The organism is Agreia sp. Leaf244, from assembly GCF_001422695.1.
Classification (GTDB): domain Bacteria; phylum Actinomycetota; class Actinomycetes; order Actinomycetales; family Microbacteriaceae; genus Agreia.
This window is the reverse complement of the sequence record NZ_LMLX01000003.1, coordinates 283,834-299,501: the sequence shown is the minus strand read 5'-3', so window position 1 is coordinate 299,501 and position 15,668 is coordinate 283,834. Positions and strand designations below refer to the sequence as shown.

General features: G+C 67.8%; 13 protein-coding genes. 7 read left to right on the top strand and 6 right to left on the bottom strand.

All coding sequences use genetic code 11. From position 1 onward, the window contains the following. Position 1: 1 nt before the first annotated feature. Positions 2–769: a TIGR00645 family protein gene (locus ASF06_RS11420; protein ID WP_082500884.1), complete on the bottom strand. Its 768-nt coding sequence runs from the start codon at positions 767–769 to the stop codon at positions 2–4. A gap of 217 nt (positions 770–986) precedes the next feature. Here ASF06_RS11420 and ASF06_RS11415 point away from each other — a divergent pair, with 217 nt between their 5' ends. From ASF06_RS11415 to ASF06_RS11385, 7 genes are all read left to right on the top strand, one after another. Next, complete coding sequence (locus tag ASF06_RS11415) at positions 987–2,096, top strand: TerC family protein (protein WP_055931193.1); 1,110 nt, start codon at positions 987–989, stop codon at positions 2,094–2,096. Between the two features lie 168 nt (positions 2,097–2,264). Then, a complete protein-coding gene (gene leuC, locus ASF06_RS11410; protein ID WP_055947010.1) occupies positions 2,265–3,776 on the top strand; it encodes a 3-isopropylmalate dehydratase large subunit in 1,512 nt (503 codons plus the stop codon). Continuing rightward, complete coding sequence (gene leuD, locus ASF06_RS11405) at positions 3,776–4,372, top strand: 3-isopropylmalate dehydratase small subunit (protein WP_055947006.1); 597 nt, start codon at positions 3,776–3,778, stop codon at positions 4,370–4,372. Before leuC ends, leuD begins: the two co-directional genes overlap by 1 nt. A 23-nt stretch (positions 4,373–4,395) precedes the next feature. After that, positions 4,396–5,766 (top strand): UDP-N-acetylglucosamine 1-carboxyvinyltransferase, encoded by a 1,371-nt coding sequence (murA, locus tag ASF06_RS11400; RefSeq protein ID WP_055947004.1) that lies wholly within the window; start codon positions 4,396–4,398, stop codon positions 5,764–5,766. Positions 5,767–5,768: 2 nt separating this feature from the next. Beyond that, on the top strand, positions 5,769–6,509 hold the full coding sequence (locus tag ASF06_RS11395; RefSeq protein WP_157439175.1) for a lysophospholipid acyltransferase family protein: 741 nt from the start codon (positions 5,769–5,771) through the stop codon (positions 6,507–6,509). A gap of 10 nt (positions 6,510–6,519) precedes the next feature. Then, a complete protein-coding gene (locus tag ASF06_RS11390; RefSeq protein ID WP_055946999.1) occupies positions 6,520–7,644 on the top strand; it encodes an NAD(P)H-dependent glycerol-3-phosphate dehydrogenase in 1,125 nt (374 codons plus the stop codon). Then, positions 7,547–8,641, top strand: a complete 1,095-nt coding sequence (locus ASF06_RS11385; protein WP_055946997.1) for a D-alanine--D-alanine ligase family protein — start codon at positions 7,547–7,549, stop codon at positions 8,639–8,641. The genes ASF06_RS11390 and ASF06_RS11385 overlap by 98 nt, the downstream gene beginning before the upstream one ends. 84 nt (positions 8,642–8,725) lie before the next feature. Here the strand turns inward: ASF06_RS11385 and ASF06_RS11380 are convergent, their stop codons facing one another. From ASF06_RS11380 to ASF06_RS11360, 5 genes are read right to left on the bottom strand one after another with little or no spacing between them, the layout of a single operon-like run. Continuing rightward, entirely contained in the window at positions 8,726–9,649 is a 924-nt protein-coding gene (locus ASF06_RS11380) for an FHA domain-containing protein (protein WP_055946994.1), read from the bottom strand. Beyond that, positions 9,646–10,926, bottom strand: a complete 1,281-nt coding sequence (locus ASF06_RS11375; RefSeq protein WP_055946992.1) for a VWA domain-containing protein — start codon at positions 10,924–10,926, stop codon at positions 9,646–9,648. Before ASF06_RS11375 ends, ASF06_RS11380 begins: the two co-directional genes overlap by 4 nt. A 25-nt stretch (positions 10,927–10,951) precedes the next feature. Then, positions 10,952–12,208: a PP2C family serine/threonine-protein phosphatase gene (locus ASF06_RS11370; protein WP_235500981.1), complete on the bottom strand. Its 1,257-nt coding sequence runs from the start codon at positions 12,206–12,208 to the stop codon at positions 10,952–10,954. Next, positions 12,205–14,526 (bottom strand): serine/threonine-protein kinase, encoded by a 2,322-nt coding sequence (locus ASF06_RS11365; RefSeq protein WP_055931219.1) that lies wholly within the window; start codon positions 14,524–14,526, stop codon positions 12,205–12,207. Before ASF06_RS11365 ends, ASF06_RS11370 begins: the two co-directional genes overlap by 4 nt. After that, positions 14,523–15,662, bottom strand: coding sequence for a hypothetical protein (locus ASF06_RS11360; RefSeq protein WP_055946990.1), 1,140 nt, complete (start codon positions 15,660–15,662; stop codon positions 14,523–14,525). The genes ASF06_RS11365 and ASF06_RS11360 overlap by 4 nt, the downstream gene beginning before the upstream one ends. Positions 15,663–15,668 lie beyond the last annotated feature (6 nt).

The window sequence follows — 15,668 nt, the reverse complement described above, 5'->3', positions numbered from 1 at the left end:
GCTAACGCTGCTCGACGAACTTTCCGTCGATGATGTAGCCCGACACGGCGACGGCGCCCTGCGGCACAGGCAACGGATCGATCGGCTCGACCACCTGGTCTGACGGCTTGTGGGTCAGGCTGCGCGCGCCGGCGCCGTGGTTCTGGGACATGCGGTCGATGAGCGCGAGTGCGATGGCCGAGATGATGAAAACGGTGTGGATGATGACCTGCCAGAAGACGCCCTCGCCCGTGTAGACATCGCCGGTGAGGCTCTCCTCCTCGGTATCGCTGCGTGGGTCGCCGAGATCGCCGACCTCGATGAACGTCTTGAGCAAGTGGATAGACGAGATGCCGATGATGGCCATGGCCAGCTTGACCTTGAGCACATTCGCGTTGACGTGCGAGAGCCACTCGGGCTGGTCGGGGTGGCCCTCGATGTCGATCTTCGAGACGAAGGTCTCATAGCCACCGATGATGACCATGATCAGCAGGTTCGCGATCATCACCACGTCGATGAGTCCGAGCACCGAGAGCATGATCACCGATTCCTCGATGTGCAGCGGGTCTTTCATCACGGTCTCGATGAGGTGTACGAGCTCGATCACGAAGACCACGACGTAGACGAGCTGCGCGATGATCAGGCCCAGGTAGAGGGGAGCCTGCAGCCAACGGCTGAAGAAGATGAGGTAGCCGACCGACCTGACCCACGCGGTCTGCGGTCGGTACTGGCGCTGCTGGGAGGGACTCTGCTGGGACGGGGTGGCGGTGGTCTGCGGGCTGCTGGCCAAGGGGGTCTCCTGAATATCGGTCTGGGCGGAAGCCTAGCGTCAGCATCCTGTAACATCGCCTGAAGAAGGGGAGTATCCCACCTTCATCGCAGTCGTCAGTACGATCCCCACCGCCGCGGGTCCGTTGCGGTGGCGTGACCGGCCCGGCCGGAGTCGCGCGGGAGAGACTTTCGGACGCTCGGCGTACCCGCCATCCCGAAAGGTCACACTCCCTCACATGCCTGCCACGCTCAACCTCCCGGTCTGGTTCGAAGTCGGATCCCTCGTCATCCTGACGTTGATCCTCGTCGTCGACCTTCTGCTCGTGCTCAAGCGGCCGCACATCCCCTCGGCCAAGGAGTCGACGCTCTGGGTGGTGTTCTACGTCGGCCTCGCGCTGGTGTTCGCGCTGCTGATGCTGATCTTCGCCGACGGCGAGCACGCGGGGCAGTTCCTGGCGGGCTGGCTCACCGAGTACAGCCTCTCGATCGACAACCTGTTCGTCTTCATCATCATCATGGCGCGGTTCAAGGTGCCGAAGAAGCTGCAGCAGGAGGCCCTGATGGTGGGCATCCTGATCGCGCTCGTGCTTCGGGGCATCTTCATCCTCCTGGGCGCGCAGCTCATCGAGAACTTCAGCTGGATCTTCTACATCTTCGGAGCCTTCCTTCTCTACACGGCCTGGCAGCAGGCATTCTCGAAGCACGACGACGCCGACGACGGCGAGAGCCGGCTCATCCGCTACCTGCGCCGCCACATCTCCATCTCGAACGACTTCGACGGCGCGAAGGTGCGCACCCGCGTCGACGGCAAGAAGATCTTCACGCCGATGCTCATCGTCTTTATCGCCCTGGGCTCCACCGACCTGTTGTTCGCGCTCGATTCGATTCCGGCGATCTTCGGCATCACGACGAGCCCGTTCATCGTCTTCACCGCCAACGTCTTCGCCCTCATGGGCCTGCGCCAGCTGTACTTCCTGCTTGGCGGGCTCCTCGAGAAGCTCATCTACCTGCACTACGGAATCGCCTTCATCCTCGCCTTCATCGGCTTCAAGCTGGTGGCGCACGCGCTGCACGAGAACGAGCTGCCCTTCATCAACGGCGGCGAGCACATCGAATGGGCTCCCGACATCTCCACCTGGACCTCGCTCGCGGTCATCATCGGCTCGATGGCCGTGGCCACCATCGCGAGCCTCATCGCCATGCGCCGCGAGGGTCGTCGATCGGATGCCGCACCGGCGGGTGCGCCGGTCGCCGGTCCGGCGGGCACGGCTCCGACGCGGGTCGTCGACGCTCCCGTCGACGCCGTCGACGAGAAGTCCGATACGGGCGGCGCGCCGCGCGCCTGACCGTATCCGTCGGGAATGCCCGGGAGGATCGCGGGTGTTACCCTAGACGGATGCTGTCTGGTCGACTTCTTCTTGGTTGCCGCGACGAGTCCTCGTTCTAAGGCCTCACCTCGTCGCGGAGTGTGTCATGGGCTCTCGCAAGCAGATTCGTAAGAGAAGGCATCACTCATGAGCAATGCAGAAGCACCCGTCGTGAAACGCGGCAAGACCCTGGCCGAGAAGGTCTGGGAGGATCATCTGGTCGTCAAGGGCGAAGACGGCACCCCCGACCTCATCTACATCGACCTGCACCTGGTGCACGAGGTCACGAGCCCCCAGGCGTTCGACGGACTGCGTGTAGCAGGTCGCCCCGTGCGTCGGCCCGACCTCACCATCGCGACCGAAGACCACAACACCCCCACTGCGGGCATCGACAGGCCCATCGCCGACCTGACCAGCCGCACGCAGATCGAGACGCTGCGTCGAAATGCCAAGGAATTCGGCATCCGGCTGCACTCGCTCGGCGACGTCGAGCAGGGCATCGTGCACGTCGTCGGACCCCAGCTCGGCCTCACCATGCCCGGCATCACCGTGGTGTGCGGCGACTCGCACACGAGCACGCACGGAGCGTTCGGGGCGATGGCGTTCGGCATCGGCACCAGCGAGGTCGAGCACGTCATGGCCACGCAGACGCTGCCGCTCAAGGCGTTCAAGACGATGGCCATCACGGTCGAGGGCGAACTGCGCCCGGGAGTCACGGCGAAGGACATCATCCTTGCCGTGATCGCCAAGATCTCCACGGGCGGTGGCCAGGGCTACGTTCTCGAGTACCGTGGCTCCGCAATCCGGTCCCTCTCGATGGAGGGGCGCATGACGATCTGCAACATGTCGATCGAGGCGGGCGCACGCGCCGGCATGGTCGCGCCCGACGAGACCACGTTCGAGTACCTCAAAGGCCGTCCGCACGCCCCCGAGGGCGACGACTGGGACGCCGCCGTCGAGTACTGGAAGACACTGCGCACAGACGACGATGCCGTCTTCGACGCCGAGGTCTTCCTCGACGCGAACGAGCTCGAGCCGTTCGTCACCTGGGGCACCAACCCCGGCCAGGGCGTCTCGCTCTCGCAGCCGGTGCCCGACCCCGCCACCATCATCGACCCCAACGAGCGGGCCGCCGCCGAGCGTGCGCTCGAGTACATGGCCCTCGACGCAGGAACTCCGATGAAGGAGATCGCGGTCGACACGGTCTTCATCGGCTCGTGCACCAACTCGCGCATCGAAGACCTGCGCGCCGCCGCCGACATCGTGCGTGGGCGCACAAAGGCCGAGAACGTGCGCGTCATGGTCGTTCCGGGCTCGGCGCGCGTGCGCATCGAGGCCGAGGCCGAGGGGCTCGACAAGGTGTTCAAAGACTTCGGTGCCGACTGGCGCTTCGCCGGCTGCTCGATGTGCCTCGGCATGAACCCCGACCAGCTCGCTCCGGGCGAGCGCTGCGCCTCGACCTCGAACCGCAACTTCGAGGGTCGCCAGGGCAAGGGCGGGCGCACGCACCTCGTGTCGCCCCTCGTCGCTGCGGCCACCGCCGTTCGCGGAACGCTGTCGAGTCCGTGGGATCTCGCCGTCGACGACGCGAGGCTGGTGGATGCGGGACCTTCGACGGGCTCAGGGAACGCAGGCTCAGGGAACGGGAGGGTTCTGTAATGGAGAAGGTATCCGTCATCACCGGAGTCGCCGTTCCGCTCGAGCGGTCGAACATCGACACCGACCAGATCATCCCCGCCGTGTTCCTCAAGCGGGTGACCAAGACCGGCTTCGAAGACGCTCTCTTCTACGGCTGGCGTCAAGACCCGGAGTTCGTGCTCAACCAGGAGCCCTACAAGACGGGATCCGTGCTCGTCGCCGGACCCGACTTCGGAACGGGCTCGTCTCGTGAGCACGCCGTCTGGGCGCTGCGAGACTACGGTTTCAAGGCCGTGCTCAGTGCGCGATTCGGCGACATCTTCCGGGGCAACTCGGGCAAGCAGGGGCTGCTCGCGGCCCAGCTCGCAGAAGCAGACATCGAGAAGATCTGGGCGTTGATCGACGCCCAGCCCGGTCTCGAGGTCACGGTCGATCTGCCGGCGAAAACGGTGACCGCGGGGGCGCTCACCGTGCCGTTCGAGATCGATGATTACACTCGATGGAGGCTTCTCGAAGGCCTCGACGACATCGGGCTCACCCTGCGCGACGAAGCGCGAATCACGGAGTTCGAGGGCCGCCGCGAAGGCTGGCGTCCGAAGACTCTCCCCGTTAAATAACAGCAGTACAGGCGGTTACATCAGTGAATTCACTTCTTCAGGACGCACAAATGGCAGCACGCAGGGTCGGACTTCCGAGCGACACGATCGTGATCAACGGCGGTCGCCCCTTGCGCGGCACCATCGACGTGCGCGGGGCCAAGAACCTCGTGACGAAAGCGATGGTGGCGTCGCTCCTCGGCGACACCAAGAGCATCCTGCGCGACGTGCCCGACATCTCCGACGTGCACGTGGTCGCCAGCCTTCTCGAAGCGCACGGCGTCACGATCTCGGGCAGTGCCGAGACCGGCATCCTGATCTTCGACCCCAGCAACGTGGCCAGCGCCAACAGCGCCGAGATCGACGCGCTGTCGGGATCGAGCCGTATCCCCATCCTGTTCTGCGGGCCCCTGCTGCACCGTCTCGGCCACGCGTTCATCCCCGACCTCGGCGGCTGCCGCATCGGTGATCGGCCGATCGACTTCCACCTCGACGCCCTGCGCAAGTTCGGCGCCGTCGTCGACAAGCTTCCGAGCGGAATCGACATCTCCGCCCCCAACGGGCTGCACGGCGCCAAGATCGAGTTCGCCTACCCGAGCGTCGGAGCGACCGAGCAGGTCCTGCTCACGGCCGTGCGGGTGAAGGGCACCACCGAGCTCAAGAACGCGGCCATCGAGCCCGAGATCATGGACCTCATCGCGGTTCTGCAGAAGATGGGCGCGATCATCTCGGTCGAGCCCAACCGCGTGATCCTCATCGAGGGTGTCGACAGCCTCAAGGGCTACGACCACCGCGCGCTGTTCGACCGCAACGAGGCCGCCAGCTGGGCCTCGGCCGCTCTGGCTACCGGCGGAGACATCACCTGCAAGGGCGCTAAGCAGCAGGACATGATGACGTTCCTCAACGTCTTCCGTAAGATCGGCGGCGCGTTCGACATCGAAGAAGACGGCATCCGGTTCTACCACCCGGGCGGCGACCTCAAGCCCGTGGTCATCGAGACCGACGTGCACCCCGGCTTCATGACCGACTGGCAGCAGCCGCTCATCATCGCGCTGACCCAGGCCATCGGCACGTCGATCGTGCACGAGACCGTCTACGAAGACCGCTTCGGGTTCACCGACGCCCTCGTCGAGATGGGCGCCAACATCCAGGTGCACAAGCATGGACTCGAGGGGGGCGAGCGACGCGTTCCTCGTCGTCCGCTCGAGCAGGCCGCTGTCATCACCGGTCCCACGAAGCTGCACGGCAGCGAGATCGTCGTTCCCGACCTGCGCGGCGGCTTCAGCCACCTCATCGCAGCCCTGACCGCCGACGGCAGGTCGACCGTCAGCAACGTGGGGCTCATCGGTCGTGGCTACGGAGACTTCGTGGCCAAGCTCGAGAAGCTCGGAGCTGACTTCTCCTTCGAGGTGTGAGCGTGGCAGGCCAGCCGTCTGAGAAGACCATCGGTTTTCGAGCACTGGCCGTGGTGCTCGTGCCCTTTCTGTCGAGCATCGCGAAGATCGAGTTCACCGACCCGCAGAAGCTGCCCCGCACTGGCGCGTTCGTGCTCTCGCCGAACCACTACAGCAACATCGACCCGGTCATCATGGGCTGGTCGATCTGGAAGCTCGGACGGGCCCCCCGCTTTCTGGCGAAGGCCTCCCTTTTCCGGGTGCCCGTCGTCGGGGCGGTGCTGCGCGGCACCGGCCAGATCCCTGTCGAGAGGGCCGGATCCGTTCGAGGCAGCGAGCCGCTGAAGGCCGCCCACGAGCTGGCCGACAAGGGCAACGCCGTCATCATCTACCCCGAGGGAACGCTGACCCGCGATCCGCAGATCTGGCCCATGAAGGGCAAGACCGGCGCGGTGCGCATGGCGCTGGAGCAGAACCTGCCTCTCATTCCTGCCGCCCACTGGGGCACTCAGGCCGTCATGGGGCGTTACTCCAACAAGATCAGCCTCTTTCCCCGCAAGACCATCAAGGTCGCGTTCGGCGATCCCGTCGACCTCGACGAATTCCGTGGCAAGCCGATCAACTCGGCTCTGCTGACGGCCGCGACCGAACTCGTGATGGCCGACATCACCGCACTGCTCGAAGGGCTGCGCGGAGAGACCGCCCCCGTGGAACGGTGGAATCCCGCCGCGCACAACCAGAAGGAGACCGGTCGTTTTGAGTAGGACCAGGCCCGTGGCGGTCGTCCCTCCCCGTCGCCGCGTGACCGTGCTCGGCGCAGGAAGCTGGGGCACGACCTTCGCCAAGATCCTCGCCGACGGCGGCAGCGACGTGACCCTGTGGGCGCGGCGCCCCGAACTCGCACGCGAGATCAGCGAGGCCAAGCGCAACAGCGACTACCTCCCCGGCATCAACCTTCCGCTGGCGGTCACGGCCACGTCGAGCCTCGCCGATGCCCTCGCGGGTGCCGAGATGGTGTTCGTCTCGATCCCCAGCCAGAGCCTGCGCGAGAACCTCGCCGCGATCCGGCCCCTCCTGCCGAGCGACGCCCTCGTGATCAGCCTCATGAAGGGCGTGGAGAAGAAGTCCGGCCTGCGCATGAGCGAGGTGATCGAGCTGGGACTGGAGATCGATCGCGATCGCATCGCCGTCGCATCCGGACCCAACCTCGCGCTCGAGATCGCCAAGGAGCAGCCCACGGCGGCCGTGATCTCGTCGCAGAGCCTCGAGACCGCGCAGCGCGTCGCGATGGTGGCGAGCAACCGCTACTTCAGGTCGTTCGTGAACACCGACGTCATCGGCACCGAGTTCGGCGGCGTGCTCAAGAACCTCATCGCGGTGGCCATCGGCATCGTCGACGGCGTGGGCTACGGCGAGAACACGAAGGCCTCGATCATCACCCGCGGCCTCGCCGAGATGACCGACTTCGCCGTGGCGTATGGAGCCCACCCCGACACGCTCTCGGGTCTGGCCGGGCTCGGCGACCTCATCGCCACCAGCAGCTCCTCGCTGTCGCGCAACAATACGGCCGGCCGACTTCTCGGCCAGGGATACAGCTTCGCCGACGTAGTGAAGAGCATGCAGCAGACCGCCGAGGGCCTCGCCTCGGTCGCGCCGATCCTCGAGCTTGCGGCTGCCAAAGGAGTGGACATGCCCATCGTGAAACAGGTCAGCGAGGTGCTGGCCGGTACGCTGAATCCCCGGGACATAGCTCCCCACCTGACGACGGACTCGGACGAGCCGCAGGGCGAAAGGACTATCGATGGCCGGAAAAACAGTGGTGGCTCTGCTTTTTGGGGGTCGTTCAAGCGAGCACTCCATCAGCTGCGCGACGGCGGGCGGGGTTCTTCACGCGATTGACCGCGACCGGTTCGAGGTCATTCCCATCGGCATCACCGGCGAGGGATCGTTCGTTCTCGAAGACGACGACCCCGCCAAGTTCGCGATCGACGCAGAGGCCATGCCCCGTGTGCGCGACAACGGCACACGCATCCGCTGGCCCGACAAGGCAGGCGACCGCACGCTGACCGTCGAGCTCGCCGACGGCAGCTCGCGCAGCCTCGGCGAGGTGGATGTCGTGTTCCCGATTCTGCACGGACGCTTCGGAGAAGACGGCACGGTTCAGGGCATGCTCGAACTGCTCGGGCTGCCGTTCGTGGGATCGGGCGTTCTCGCCTCGGCCCTCGGCATGGACAAGCACTTCACCAAGACCGTTCTGCTGCAGGCCGGCATCGATGTCGCTCCGTGGACGACGGTGACCGCTCGTGAATGGGCGAATGCTCCGTCGGCCGTCGCGGAGCGTGCCTCCAGCCTCGGGCTTCCGGCCTTCGTCAAGCCCGCCCGAGCCGGCTCGTCTGTCGGCGTCAGCCGTGTCACGGACTGGTCGCAACTCGCCGAGGCGATGGAGATCGCTCTCGCCGAAGACAATAAGGTTCTGATCGAAGAGGGCATCGTGGGCCGCGAGGTCGAGTGCGGCGTGCTCGAGGGTCGCGACGGCGGTCCCACTCGGGTATCGGTGGCGGGCGAGGTCGTGATGACAGACAGGGCCTTCTACGACTTCGACGCGAAGTACCTCGACGCTCCGGGCATCGAGCTCGTGTGCCCGGCTCCGATGAGCGACGAGGAGCTCGCCACGATGCAGAGCATCGCGGCAACGGCGTTCGAGGCCATCGGCGGGGCCGGACTCGCCCGCGTCGACTTCTTCCTCACCGAGAACGGCTTCGTCGTCAACGAGCTCAACACGATGCCCGGCTTCACCCCGATTTCGATGTTCCCGGCATGCTGGATCGCGTCGGGCCTGAGCTACCCGCAGCTCATCGACGAGCTCATCGACCTGGCGCTGCCAGCCGCGGCCTGAACGGTCGTTCCCTGAGCGCTCGTTCCCTGAGCTTGTCGAAGGGCCCTCGACAGGCCCCTTCGACAAGCTCAGGGAACGGGGCGCCTACGCCTCGCCCGGCAGGGCCTTGCGGATCACCAGACGCGTCCAGGCACCGACGAAGATGCGATCGCCGTCGTGCACCTCGCGCCGCTGCCCGGGCTGGATGGCGTCGGTCGGCAGCTCTTCGCCGGCTGCTCCCACGAAGGTGCCGTTCGACGACTGCAGGTCTTCGACCCACCAGCGCTGCCCGTCGGTGTTGAGCTGGCAGTGCCGCCTGGATACGCCGCTATCTGAGCCGCAGTCGATCTGCGGGTGGATGTCGCGGGAGACCGAGGTGCGCCCCACCAGGAGGCTGCTCTGCTTCAGCACGACGATCTCGGGGAGGCCGCCCGACGGCAGCGGGTCGTCGGACTTCTGCGCCGCGTACCACTCGGGGTCGATCCAGACCTCGGCGACCCACACGGTGTCGCCCTCGATGGTCGACGCAGCCGGAGGCGAGGAGACGGGGCCGGTTGCGGCCTCGGGCTCGGGAGAGGCCGCTCCGGCGGGCTCGACCGTGGGCTGGCCCTCGATGGCGGGAGCCTCGACATAACCGGGATCGTTGCTCGCCTCGTGCTTGCCTAGATCGTTCTCCTCGATATCGAGACTCGACACCGGGGCGATGACGGGAACGACAGCCGGTGCGTTCGGCACGGGTGCCGGAGCCGTGAGCGGGGCTGCGAATCCCGGCGCGTCGGGATCGGGCTCGGGCAGGGAGCCCGTGGTGAAGTCGTATCCGCAGTTCTCGCAAAACAGTGCGTCGGGCAGGTTCGGGAACGAGCAGTTCGGGCACGTGATCGGCTCACCCGAGCCCGAGCCCGACGACGGAGTCGATGCGGAGGCGGCCACGGGCGCTGCCGGAGCGGGCGCAGCCGCGGCCATCGGTGTTCCGCAGACGTCGCAGTAGTCGGTCGATTCCGACGAGTGTCCGTTGGGGCAGAGGGTCATTTGCGCACCCGCGTCGTCTTCGTCGAGGCGGTGTCGAGGGCCATCTCGTCGAGCTTCGCGACGTCGCGCCGCAGCCTCACGGTGCCCTCGTTCGCGTCGTCGATCTCCACGACCTTGCGCAGCTTGGCGGTGGCCTCGTCGTTGCCGGTCTCTGCGGCGAGCTGCACCGCGCGGCCGAGCTTGACGGTGGCGGTCGCGGCGTCGCCAGCGGCCTTGGCCGCGAGGCCGTCTTGGATGGCGGAGGCGAGCTCGGTCTGGCCCGTGTAGTGCGCCACGGCCGGATCGATGCGCGCCGTCAGCGCGTCGTCGTTCGACCAGCGCGCCTTCACGAGACCGGATGCGACGACCTCGTCGCGCACGGTGAGTTGAACCCGCGCGGCGAGCTGCTCCGAGCCGACCGGCTTCGAGGCGACCCGAACGGCCACGTGGTAGTCGCGCGACTCGTCACCCCACGAGCCTGTGGGGTACGACCCCGTGAGCGGATTCACCATCGTCTTGCGCGTGGTGAGGTCTTCGACGGTGGGTGCCACTTGGCGCACGAACAGCACCTCGGAGCCCTGGGGTGCCCACACCCGCAGATCGGCCGAGGCCACGCCGCGGCCCATCGACTGCTTGATGATGCTCTCGAAGTCCGCGGCCATGTCGGCCGGCTTGGCGATGAGGTCGACGGTGCCGAGCAGCGCCGTGGCGATCTGGCGCAGCTCGTCGACCTGCCAGCGAGAACCGACGCCGCGGGCGTCGCACTGGAAGACTCCGGTGGCGTTGTAGATGGCCTGGCTGAGCGCCTGCGCCGACTCGTGCTCGTTCTTGCCGTCTGTCAGAAGGATCGCGTGGCGCTGCGTGGCCTGCGGGGTCGCCTGGAAGAGTTCGCGGGCCAACGTCAGCCAGGTTCCCATCGCCGTTCCGCCCGAGGGCTGGAAGGCGGCGATCGCCTGCTTGGCTGCTGCGCGCGCGCCCGGCTCCATCTGAACCATGGGGAGCCGTGCGTTCGGGTAGGGGAACGCGCGGGCTGCCGTATCGGTGCCCGAGATCACGGCGAACCAGGTGCCGTCGAGAATCTGGTCGACAGCCACGGAGGCAGCGTGCTTGGCCGCGCCCAGGTTCTCGCCGGTCATCGAGCCCGAGGTGTCGACGATGATGATCTCGCCTGCCGCCATGCCCTGACCCTGGCCCGCCTGGCCCGCGCCGGAGACCGTGACGGTCACGATGGCGTGAACGTCTGTGGCCCCGTCTGAGAGGAATTCATTCTGGAAAACGCTGGCGGTGAACTCTGCCATGGGAGACTCCTCTATCTGTCACAGATCAGGCCGGCTGGGCCGGTGTAGGTACAACGCTATCGAATCGAGCGAGCGCGGCGGTGATGTTGTCCTGTCCGCCCTGCTCGTTGGCCCAGTCGACGAGTGCCGACGCGACCTGCACGGGGTTGGTGCCGACCGACCCGACGACCCGATGCACGAGTTCGGAGAGGTCGTCGGCGTCTGAGCAGTAGTTCCACAGTCCGTCGGAGCAGACGAGGATCCAGCCGGCACCCGTGGGATACGTGGGGACCACATGGGGCACCTCGTCGGGGGAGTCGGCGCCGAGCCATCGGGTGATCGAGTGCGCCTGCGGGGCGCTCTCGGCCTGCTGGCGCGACATGCCGTGGGCCATCATCTCCTGAGACCAGGAGTCGTCGGTGGTGAGCTGTCGCGACTTTCCCTCGTCGGCGATCCAGTAGACCCGGCTGTCGCCGACCTGGCCGACCACGACGAGGGGACCATCGATGACGGCGGCGGAGAACGTGCACGATGGCGGATTGGTTCGTGCCGCCAGCTCGCCGATCGCCTCGTAGATCGCGGCGCTCGCGCGTTCGCCGGCCTCCAGCATGCGGCCCGACCATCGAGCCTGCGCGTACTCGTCGTCGTGGCCGTCGGCCAGGTCTGTCAGACGACCCGCTTCGAGGATGGCTGTGGCGGCTCGCGCTGCTGCGAGGCTCGCCTTGTCGGAGCCGGGCGTCGATGAGACGCCGTCGCAGACGACCAGCACCGCGAACTCGCCGACCTGCGGGTCTGCCGCCAGCGCCATCGCGTCTTCGTTGATCTCGTGTCGGATGCCGCGGTCGCATACCCCGCCGACCCAGGCCGCGGGGGCCTCCTGCCAGTGGTCGCGCTCGCTCTGGGCCGGCTTGCCGCACAGCTCGCAGTATCCGTCGTCGGCGATGCTGCCGCCGCAGTAGACGCACGCCCGCCGCGGAGCCGCGGTGGAGGACGTGGCCTCGTCGGGTTCGGCCTGCGCGCCCTCGGCGGCGTCGGGGTCTGCGCTCACCTCGACCAGTTCGCCGAGCTGGGTGCCGCACTCCTCGCAGAACTTCGCGTCGGGGTCGTTGACGGTGGCGCAGGCGGGGCAGACGATGAGCGCCGCGGCGACCGGAGCCTCGGCAGGGGGCTCTGCTGGGGCAGGGGCCGGAGCCTCGTCCGAGCTCGTCGGAGCGGACTCCGGCTGAGGCGATGTGGGAGCGATGGGCGGCGACGTCTCGGCGATCTCGTCGATCTCGTCGTTCTCGTCGGGGGCGTCGCTCACGACAGGGTCCAACGGCGAACGCTGTTGGCCTCGTCGACGAGGTGCACGCGCTCCGCCGGGTTCTCGGTGAGGCTCGCGAGCTCGCGGTAGGCCCGTTCGAGACCGTCGCGCAGCGGACCCTCCTGGGCCGGAATGCCTCCGACTCGCGCATCGGTGGACGGCCCCTGATCGCGCACGACGGCCAGGGCGGATGCGAGGACGCTCGCCGTGAGTTCGACCCGCGACCGTGAATCGATCGAGACCGTGGCGACACTGTCGAGCGCGGCGGCCAGCGACGGCAGCCCGCGGTTCGACGTGGCCAGCAGCTCTGCGCGGCGACGGCGGGCGTCGACATATGAGCTGCGGGTGGGCGTGACGAGGTCGAGCGCCTTGAGCGCCCCGTCGAGGTCGCCGAACTGCTCACGGATTCGGGCGAGCCCGAATGCCGCGGCGGCGGTGTAGTTCGCGTCGGAGCGTGCACAGATGATGTAGAGGCTCTCGGCGATCTCGGGCTCGCCGCTGGCCTCACAGGCCGCGGCAAGGGCGAGCTTCGGCGCGAGCTCACCGGGAACCTGGCCGTAGACGGTGTTGAACGAGGCGCGGGCCGACCGCGCATCGCCCTTCGCCAACTCGGCGAGGCCCGCGAGCCACACCGCGCGCCACTCCCACGGGTCCTCCGTGAGGATCTCGCTCATGACCGCGTCCACGGCCGGGAAGTTGCCCGACTCGATCGCCGCCCGAGCCCGGGCGAGACGGATCTCGACGGTGACGTTCGGCGCGGACTCGAGCGCGATCAGGCGGGCGGCCGGGTCCTCCATGTTGACGCCGGCGAGCCAGCTGCGCGCGGGGTCCGACTCGTCGACCTTGAGGCCGGGGAGCGCGTCCCAGGGAAGGGGGCGATCCACGATGTCGGCGACCGGCGCCTCGAAGAGAACGGATGCCGCGGAGTGCAGCGCGGGGTGGCCCGGCCCGCGGTCGGTGGCCACGACCTCGCGCAGCACGCCCAGCAACTGGGCGCGCAGCTCGTCGACCGAGGCGAAGCGGTCCGACGGATCGAACGCGCACGCCTTGGCGAGCAGGCGGTAGAACGAGTCGTACTTCTGGAAGACGGGGGTGTCCGCGACATCCGGCAGCGACGATACGAAGGTGCTCTGGTTGCCGCGGAAGTCGAGCACCAGCGTGGCGAGGGTGCGGCCGATCGTGTAGACGTCGGATGCGACGGAGGGGCCCAGGTCGGGAACCTCGGGCGCCTGGAACCCGACGGTGCCGAAGATCGCCGAGGTCTGGTCGTCGACACGGCGCACTCCGCCGAGGTCGATCAGCTTCACGGTGTCGCCGACCTGGATCATGTTGTCGGGCTTGAAGTCGCAGAACAGCAGGTTGATGTCGTGAAGGTACTGGAAGGCGGGCAGGATCTCGAGCACGTAGGCGAGGGCCTGGTCGACGGGCAGCGGGTCGACGACCCCGTTGTTCGCCTTCATGCGGTCTTTGAGGATCACCTTGAGCGACGGACCGCCCACGTACTCCATCACGATGTAGCCGGCGCCGTTGAACATCACGAAGTTGTAGATCTCGACGATAAGCGGGTGCTCGACCTCGGCGAGGAACTGGCGCTCCGTGATCGCCGCGGCATAGGCATCCGGATCGCCCGAGTTGAGCAGACCCTTCAGCACGACCCAGCGGCCGGACACGTTCTGGTCGCGGGCCAGGTAGATCCAGCCGAGTCCACCGAAGGCGAGGCAGCCGACGACCTCGTACTGCCCGCCGACGACGTCGCCGGGCTTGAGCTGAGGGGTGAACGAGAACGGGGTGCGGCAGTTCGGGCAGAAGCCCTCGGTGCGGCCGGGCTTGTCGTCGCGGCCGCGACCCACCGGCTTGCCGCAGTTCGAGCAGAATCGCTTGGATTCGGGAAGCTCGGCCACGGCCATGACGGCCTTCAGCGGATCGGTCGGCGGCTCCGTGGGAACGGTGGTGAGCCCGGCGCCCAGCCGCGGACCGCGCAGGCGCGTCGACGTGGTGCCGAAGCGACGCGTGGCCTTCGATCCGGTCGCCGCGGTGCGCGCCGAGCCCAGTGCGGCCGTGGCCAGCCGCGACGACGACGTGCGGCCCGTGCGGGTCGAGCCGGCCTGCGCGAAGTCGGCATCCGGCCCCGCCCCGGTCTGCGGGCCCGCCGCGAAACCGGTGCCCAGCTTCGCCGACGGCGACGCCGCGGCGGCCGTGCCGGTGCCCGAGGCAGGCGGAAGGGGAGTGGGCGATGCGGGCGAACCGCAGACGTTGCAGTACCCGTCTTCGATCACGCCCGTGCAGCCGGGCTGTTGGCAATGCTGTACATCGGTCATGACGTGTAGCGTCCTTCCTGGCCTGTGCGCGGCGCGGATGCCGGCGGCAGGTCACGGGTGAGAAATTGGTACTGCTCGACGTAGAAGCGGGCGAGCCTCAGGTCGCAGGGCGTGGCGTCGACGGCCTGCTTGGCCTCGATGTATCCGGCGGCGACCGTGGGCGAGGCGGAACGGCCGGAGCTCTCGGCCTTCGCGTGATAGCCCGACAGGCGGTAGCGCAGCTCGGCGCGCTCGCGGAGCTGGCCGGCGTAGGCGTCTTCGACGGCCTCGAACGCGCGGTTCACGAGCGCGAGGCGAGAGGTCCATGCGTCGAGGGCCGCTCGCGTCTGCGGCACGGGTCCGAGCTTCGAGACGTTGGGGATCGCGAGGCGCGGGGGATCGACGATCTCGCGGCGGCACCGCTCGGCCAGGGCGCGCAGCACGGGCTCGCGCCGCTCTGCCGCAGCTGCGTCGTCTGCGGCCTTGCGCGCATCCCGGGCCAGGTCGCGCTTCTGCGAACTGGCGACGATGAGGTCGCGCTCCAGCCGCGCGGAGTCGTGCACGAGCTGGCCGAGCGGTCCTGTCACATCGGCGCCGCGGCCGGCCTTCTCGGCGAGCGCCTCGAGTCGGTTGCGCAGGGTCGAGACCCGCTGCGCGGCCTCGGGGTCGGATGCCGCCAAGTCGCGAGACCGCTCGAGTTCGGCGCGCAGGCCCACGATGCGTGCGGTGGTGCCCGCCGCGCGCGGGTCGAGGCTGAGCCGCGTCGTGAGCTGCGAGACGAGGGCGTCGGCGAGGCGCACGGCTTCGACGAGGGAGACGAGCTCTGCTCCGCCGCCGGAGTCGAGTCGGCCCCAGATGAGCTGGGACATCTTCTGGCGCGCGACCGTGTCGACGCGGCCACTGTCCCACACGCTCTCGAGGCTTTCGCGGCGTTTGCGCGTGGCCTCCCAGAGCGTCTCGGCGAGAACGATGTCGGAGGTGTAGGAATCGGGCTGCTCGGAGGCGAGCGCGGCGGCTCCGAGCCGATCGAGCTCTTTGCGCTGGCGGTCGACCCACTCGCCGAGGCCGGTGAGGTAGGTGAGCAGTTCGCCGGGGTCTATTGCCTCGCCGAGGCGCCCGGGAGCGAGCGGTGTGCTGTCGTTGGTGGTCATCGTCATCGCTGC

Excerpts from the sequence above, each read along its gene's own strand:
- ASF06_RS11380 (WP_055946994.1), bottom strand. The coding sequence starts at position 9,649 with ATGACCCTCTGCCCCAACGGACACTCGTCGGAATCGACCGACTACTGC.
- leuC (WP_055947010.1), top strand. The coding sequence starts at position 2,265 with ATGAGCAATGCAGAAGCACCCGTCGTGAAACGCGGCAAGACCCTGGCC.
- ASF06_RS11365 (WP_055931219.1), bottom strand. The coding sequence starts at position 14,526 with ATGACCGATGTACAGCATTGCCAACAGCCCGGCTGCACGGGCGTGATC.
- ASF06_RS11360 (WP_055946990.1), bottom strand. The coding sequence starts at position 15,662 with ATGACGATGACCACCAACGACAGCACACCGCTCGCTCCCGGGCGCCTC.
- ASF06_RS11375 (WP_055946992.1), bottom strand. The coding sequence starts at position 10,926 with ATGGCAGAGTTCACCGCCAGCGTTTTCCAGAATGAATTCCTCTCAGAC.
- leuD (WP_055947006.1), top strand. The coding sequence starts at position 3,776 with ATGGAGAAGGTATCCGTCATCACCGGAGTCGCCGTTCCGCTCGAGCGG.
- ASF06_RS11415 (WP_055931193.1), top strand. The coding sequence starts at position 987 with ATGCCTGCCACGCTCAACCTCCCGGTCTGGTTCGAAGTCGGATCCCTC.
- ASF06_RS11385 (WP_055946997.1), top strand. The coding sequence starts at position 7,547 with ATGGCCGGAAAAACAGTGGTGGCTCTGCTTTTTGGGGGTCGTTCAAGC.